This is a genomic window from Metabacillus idriensis (assembly GCF_009674765.1).
Taxonomy (GTDB): Bacteria; Bacillota; Bacilli; order Bacillales; family Bacillaceae; genus Bacillus_P; species Bacillus_P idriensis.
This window is the reverse complement of record NZ_WKKF01000027.1, coordinates 1-6150: the sequence shown is the minus strand read 5'-3', so window position 1 is coordinate 6150 and position 6150 is coordinate 1. Positions and strand designations below refer to the sequence as shown.

Below are 6150 nucleotides of genomic sequence, written 5' to 3'. Positions count from 1 at the left end.
GCGTAGGAGAAATCGGCTTTCTTCATGTCGAAATTTGCTTAGCGTATGTTTTCCGCGTTTTGTTGGTAGGACCCCATTCTGGGGTAAATGTATTGTTGAAACTTTTTTTGAAAAAGAATTAAAAGTAAACACAAGATATATAGATTTAACCTATTTCAAGGTACCAGATATGAGGAAGGTAACAGTGTAATACAGCTGCTGATCAGCGGACGGTATTACATTTAACGAGAGCAAGATAATTCTTGCTCGTTTTTTGCAGTTTAAAAGTAATGGTATTGTTGACGATATTCATTCACGAAGTGCCGTTCCTATGACCTAAAACAAGGATTAAACCTAACTAAAAAAGATACCAGGAATAGATAATCCCGGTACCTATAGCTGTTTCAATGTAATCTCATCATTTCCCTGCACCTCATTAAACGCCATAGAAGGTCCTCAGAGGCTTTTTACCTCCTTCCCATTAGTGAAGTTAGGTTGATAAAAGAAACAACTCTTAAAAGGCCAATATGAAGGCCTGGAGGGCATTTTTAAAAATTACTTCTTGAATAATAATAAAGAAAAAATACATATCATAACTATTTAATCTCCACGACGCTTATCAAGGCTTTCACGTTTACCTTCAGGAACAAAGGCATAAATAGCCTCCACGTCCTTTTCTTCTGTTATCAACTTATCGACTACAAAATTAAGGATTTTAAATAAGGCGAATGCCGCCTGCGGATCTTCGATCCTGAAGCAGTAATAATTCCCTTTTCAATAAGATCTTGAATCATAGCATCAATGTTGCCTTTCTTAGCACCGACATGTACTAGAAGTTTCTCCAGTGCTAATCTTAATAACGCAGCTGCAGACTTAGCAGAAAGGTTCGCTATAGATCTGGCTTCGTTATATATGGCCTGAATATCCCCCGGCATATCTAAATTTGGTGGTTCCACCGTTATTTCGCTTGGATAGATCATATTTGGACCGTGCCAAATAGAACTCTCTTTGCAATGGAGGCAATAACTTACAGAATTAATGTGAAGTGCAGCTGGAATCTTAATGTTCATTCTAATATGATCAACTCTATTGAAATTCCAATCACGTATGGCAATAAAATTCTTGCCTGTATCTCGAATAACTTCATCCCAAACTTGATGACTATAAGCACCACATACTGCGCAGTTAAATGCTGCTAATCCTAACTCAGGTGCAACGTAATTTCCTCTAACCAATCTCCTCAACCCCTACGAATGATTTTTTATCCTTTCCAACCTTTCGGTAGCTGAGGTCATTCCGGGACACTCCCGAAAAACTCAACATGATCAAACAGGCCTCTACAACTTTTAAAATTAAGGTCTATGAATCTTTGAATATGAACCTAAATTCTATTCTTCTAGCCAATTATAAAATGGTACTGACCGAGAATAACTACTGATTTCTTGGTTTTGAGTTTTGTTTTTTATTTTGGAAACTGCCCTGGTATTCTTTTTCATTTGCTTTTTACGGTAATCTGCCAAGTATTGATCTATGTTAGAGAATGTTTTATTCAAGAAACGAATGATATTTTTAATAGATTCCGGAAACTCTAGCAACTGATTGATGCCAGCTGCAAATTCACTGTAAGTGTAAATTTCATCATTAGCTTCGATCCAATTCAAAACGGTTTTTAAGTCAATATCTTTGGCTGCAAATTCCTCTAATCGATTTCCTATGTACTGTTTTAGTTCCAGATCAATTTCAGTACCCTTTAATAAATCTCTCTCTCTCTTAATTTTATTATTAAGTTCTTTATTATTAAGTTCTTTATTATTAGTGTCGGTTTTTCCGAAATGTAGTTTTCGGTTTTCCCGAAATCCAGTTTTCGGTTTTCCCGAAATCTGATCATCTAGAGGTTTTTCCGTACTTTTATCGCTAGAAATACCGTCGTTATCAGTTTTCGGTTTTTCCGAAATGTAGTTTTCGAATAGGATCTGTATGTATTTATCTGTAATATGAAAATAACGTTTTGCAGGTAAGCCGAATCTTTTAGTAATAATAAGGCCTTCTTTTTCTAATGTTTTAATAGCTTTATTCTGGGAGTCCTTTTTAACGCTTGTTTTATCCTCTAGATCTTCGATCGTGCAGAAAAACCATTCCTTATCTTCAAGAACAGTTAATTGATCTCTTTCTTTCCAGTATAAGAACGTGCTTACTAATTCACCATAAATAGTGGCCGGTACAAGACCAATGGCTTTCGCAAGTTCTTTATTGACCATAATAAAGCCTTTTCCACTGATTAACTCTTGAATACTCATTGTTTGATCTCCTTTGAGGAAAAGAAAAAAAGACATACCTTCAACCATTGAATACAAAAAAGGTTAAAGATATGCCTGGGTCGCCTATGTAAATTAGAAAAGGAAAATATTCTAATCTTGAAATAGAATAGGCTATGCCTATATAATAGCAGTATCTGATTAACCTTGATATTCAAGGCTGAAAGTCGTTTCCGTTCGGTACTGGTAATACCGGACATTATGGAAACGGCTTTTTTGTTTTCCATTATGTAATTGGTTGTTGGAATCTATTATGAACTACCAATCTACTAAAATTCAATAGAATCTAGGCATCTATTTTCCAAAAAGACGACCCCAAAATCCCTTTTTTACAGTCTGTTCTTCTTCCTGGCTTGCAGCTGCTTCCAGCCTAGCCTTCTTTTCTTCTTGTAGCTGTCGAATTGACTCCATTAATTTTCGATCACGATCTTCTAGACGATTATCAATGTATTTTTGCTGCTGATCTAACCTCTCTAATAACCGGTGGTTAAATTCCTGCTGCTGCTCAAGTTGAGTTTTCATTGCTAATAGCTGCTTTTCTATCCGGTCATCACGTTCACGGTTACGGTCATGCTCCTCTGGTTCAACGTTTATTGTCAGCTGAACACCACTGGCTGCAAGGGATCGATCGACCTCATCAATGCTTTTTCCATCTGAATATAATTCTCTAATCTGTTCGATGACAGTCACACATTCATCATGAAGTTGGTACTTCTTATGAAGTTTTCGGACCTTTAAATGGTGGCTGTGATTCCTTATGTATCTCCTGATAGTTTCGACCGGTATCCCGATTTTCTCAGAGACGTCTGCAACGGTCAGCCAATCATTATCACTCATGAAATCCCTCACTTCTTTGAACGGTCATACGTTCACGGTCATTAGTAATCTTTAGGTTCATAGTATATCATTCGTTATTTATAAAGCTTTTCCTGCCAATGCGGCCATGAACGATAAAAGTGTCAGTCATGCACCAGATAAACTTCTAAAAGTAGTGTTTTTCCTCTGCTTCACTTTCTTCGCGCAATCCCGAAGTTCCCCCACACTCTAAATATTTTCTTTCTCGAACTTCAAGAAAAAAGAGCAAATGGATCTCTATTTATTCTTCTGTTAGGTCAACTAATAGATTTCCAAAAACGACTAATTGTAGGGTACTTAAAGGGGACATTTATAAATTGTTGTAGGGACATGAAAGGGACATTACCTCAAAATATGGGGACGTAAAGGGGATATAATTTCATTTTCATTGGTATCATTAAAACACTAGGCTTTGCCTAGGTTATCACCCTTGGTGATATCAGTTTTTCCTTATGCTCTTTTCTCACTCTATAGCATAAATGAGACAGAAATAAGAGAGAAGTCAAATTCATTTTCATTTCTCTTTTATTTTGTTGGAAAAGTCCTATCTTTAAAGTAGTTCGGCCGGCTCCTTCTTTTTCGTAAACACCAGAAGACCTCACCCTACCAACAGTAGGATGAGGTCTTCTGGTACTTAAAGGCGTCGCTGGCCAAGGGAGTAAGAGGAGGGTCCGAGATAGAAGTTAGGATGAGGAAAGATAGACGGAATGATGGAGGATAGAGGTTCAAGAATAAATAGTTGCAGAGATAGAGGGATAGGAAGCAAGGTTCTATGGTTGTTTAGTGATGTGTGATGATGAAAGTGGAATATGGGTTTGTAGGTAGATTGTATAGGGCATACAGGATTAGTTTACATATTGAAAGGTTATCGGTAACTAAAAAACGTTAAGTATTAAGGTACCTAACGTTTTTTTATCGTGATCATAGTACAAGCAACATAAAAGTTTTCTCATAAGTTATCAATATGGGAAACCACAGGGGTTTCTAATATTGATAACAGAATGGGGGGCAAAGAATGTTCAAATTGTATTTAGACCCTGGACATGGAGGGTCTGATAGTGGTGCCGTAGGAAACGGATTGGAGGAAAAAGATCTTACTTTAGATATTGCACTTCGTACCCGTAAAATTCTCGTAAACGAGTATAAAGATGTAGAAGTAAGAATGAGTAGAACAACTGATGTTTTCCGAAGCTTAAATGAACGTACAGATGAAGCTAACACTTATGGGGCAGATTATTATTTATCCATTCATATAAATGCTTACAATGGATTAGCCCATGGTTATGAAGATTTTGTTCACAATAGTTTATCTGATTCATCAAAAACAGCACAATATCGTAACATTATGCATGAAGAAATCGTGAAGGTAAATGATCTTTATGATCGCGGAAAAAAGAAAGCTAATTTTCATGTGTTGCGTGAAACAAAAATGGCATCTCTTCTGACCGAGAATGGTTTTATTGATAATGCTAATGATGCAAAGAAATTAAAGAGTTCAAATTGGTGTCAAAAAGTTGCTCAAGGGCATGTGAATGGTTTAGTAAGAGCATTTAATTTAAAAAGAAAAGATGATATTCATGTTCATAGAGTTATCGTAGATGGTATTCAAGTAGGAGCTTACCAAGACGATCAAAATGTGTTAGATGCTGTTAAACATCATCTTAAAACAGCAAACAGAATTGTTGTAGAAAAGGTGTAGAAATAGTAGAAAACACTGAACATAATTGCCGTTCAGTGTTTTACATTAAGGAGTTCGTGCTCCTTTTTAAGGACAAAATCTATCGAAAATTCTTTAAAATTAAACAGATCGATTGGCATAGGTTATACAAACCTAGTTAACATAATAAAACCTAGAGGAAGTTGCAAAAAAGAAAACCCCTTGATAATCAAGGGGTTTTTCACTGTCTGGATTTATCATTTATGCACGTTTTTATACAAGGCTGCTAGATCAACGTTTTCAGCTGCGGAAGAAGCCGGTTGGCTGCATAAAAAAAAGGGTGTTTATGCATGTTACTTTAGAATAAAATTTGATCATTTCTCTGATCCTTCTTCAATTAGAGCGCCCGATTGCGGAACAAGGTGGGCTGAGTCTGGACACATCTTTTTTAAATTTTTTAATAAAAAAGAGAAGAGAAAAACCAACATTCCCTTCTCTTTTTGTTTGTTTTTTTGATGATTTTTGCGATAGTTAGCGATATTCCCCCTTCGGTCCGGTACCGTTGACAGGAATCATATGGGGTGTCCTGGATGTTCAAAGCATCAAGCAGGGATATTTATTATTGTGATGAATGTTCCTAATGCGAAGATGAATTTTGGAGAAATGCTGAATTTAAAGCTTTTGGTTTTTAAGTTGATGTTTAATTCCATCTACTTTCTACCTCCCTTCTTTATTTCTTGCTAAAAATAATCATTAAAACCTGCTTCGGATTTTAAAAAAATAAAAATTATTTATTTAGGGCTTTGATCTACCCCGGTATATAGGTGCAACAAAAGCCTATTTCGTACAGGTTCTTTTTTAATTTTTTTGCTCTATATGGTTTTAAGCACTTATGAAAAAAAGCACAAGCTTAAACTAATAGTTTTTAGCAGATACCAAAAAAAACCTTATGAGTTATAATTAGGTAAAACGATTTAAGGGGGATTTAACTTGCATTCAAAAGTTACAGGTCAGTTGAGTTTAGAAATTTTGCAGGATAATGAAAGATTGTTGGACGAGTTTGAAAGTGCATTTCGAAGTGTTGTAAAGACATACATAGAGTCTTCTTCTATAAACGTATTAGAACTTGAGGTAAAAAAAGAGAATGGTTTAATTGAGGTTTTATATGCTTTTGATGCAGTAATTCTTAGTTATGAAAATAGTAAAAAAGAAAAAAGAACTGCAACTACTCATAGTGCAGAGTTCGGAAGAGCTTTATTTGCATTCTGGGGTCCTACCAACAAAACGCGGAAAACATACGCTAAGCAAATTTCGACATGGAGAAAGCCGATTTTTCCTACGTTA

Annotated in this window: 5 protein-coding genes; 2 read left to right on the top strand and 3 right to left on the bottom strand. The window is 35.8% G+C overall.

What is annotated here, in order from left to right; translation table 11 throughout:
* Positions 1-677: 677 nt before the first annotated feature.
* The 3 genes from GJU41_RS24835 to GJU41_RS24365 all read right to left on the bottom strand — a co-directional run bounded on the left by GJU41_RS24835 (position 678) and on the right by GJU41_RS24365 (position 3131).
* Positions 678-1214, bottom strand: a complete 537-nt coding sequence (locus GJU41_RS24835; protein WP_212031476.1) for a DUF4145 domain-containing protein — start codon at positions 1212-1214, stop codon at positions 678-680.
* 153 nt (positions 1215-1367) lie between these two features.
* On the bottom strand, positions 1368-2276 hold the full coding sequence (locus tag GJU41_RS24370) for a hypothetical protein (protein WP_070874383.1): 909 nt from the start codon (positions 2274-2276) through the stop codon (positions 1368-1370).
* 312 nt (positions 2277-2588) lie between these two features.
* Complete coding sequence (locus GJU41_RS24365) at positions 2589-3131, bottom strand: DUF3967 domain-containing protein (protein WP_070874384.1); 543 nt, start codon at positions 3129-3131, stop codon at positions 2589-2591.
* A 1033-nt stretch (positions 3132-4164) separates the two neighbouring features.
* Between GJU41_RS24365 and GJU41_RS24360 the strand changes: the two genes are divergently transcribed.
* Complete coding sequence (locus GJU41_RS24360) at positions 4165-4848, top strand: N-acetylmuramoyl-L-alanine amidase family protein (protein ID WP_154319804.1); 684 nt, start codon at positions 4165-4167, stop codon at positions 4846-4848.
* Between the two features lie 948 nt (positions 4849-5796).
* On the top strand, positions 5797-6150 hold a 354-nt coding region (locus GJU41_RS24355; RefSeq protein ID WP_154319803.1), incomplete at its 3' end, for a hypothetical protein.

Bases quoted from the DNA above. Each gene is read 5' to 3' on its own strand.
- GJU41_RS24370 (WP_070874383.1), bottom strand. From the start codon at position 2,276: ATGAGTATTCAAGAGTTAATCAGTGGAAAAGGCTTTATTATGGTCAAT.
- GJU41_RS24365 (WP_070874384.1), bottom strand. From the start codon at position 3,131: ATGAGTGATAATGATTGGCTGACCGTTGCAGACGTCTCTGAGAAAATC.
- GJU41_RS24360 (WP_154319804.1), top strand. From the start codon at position 4,165: ATGTTCAAATTGTATTTAGACCCTGGACATGGAGGGTCTGATAGTGGT.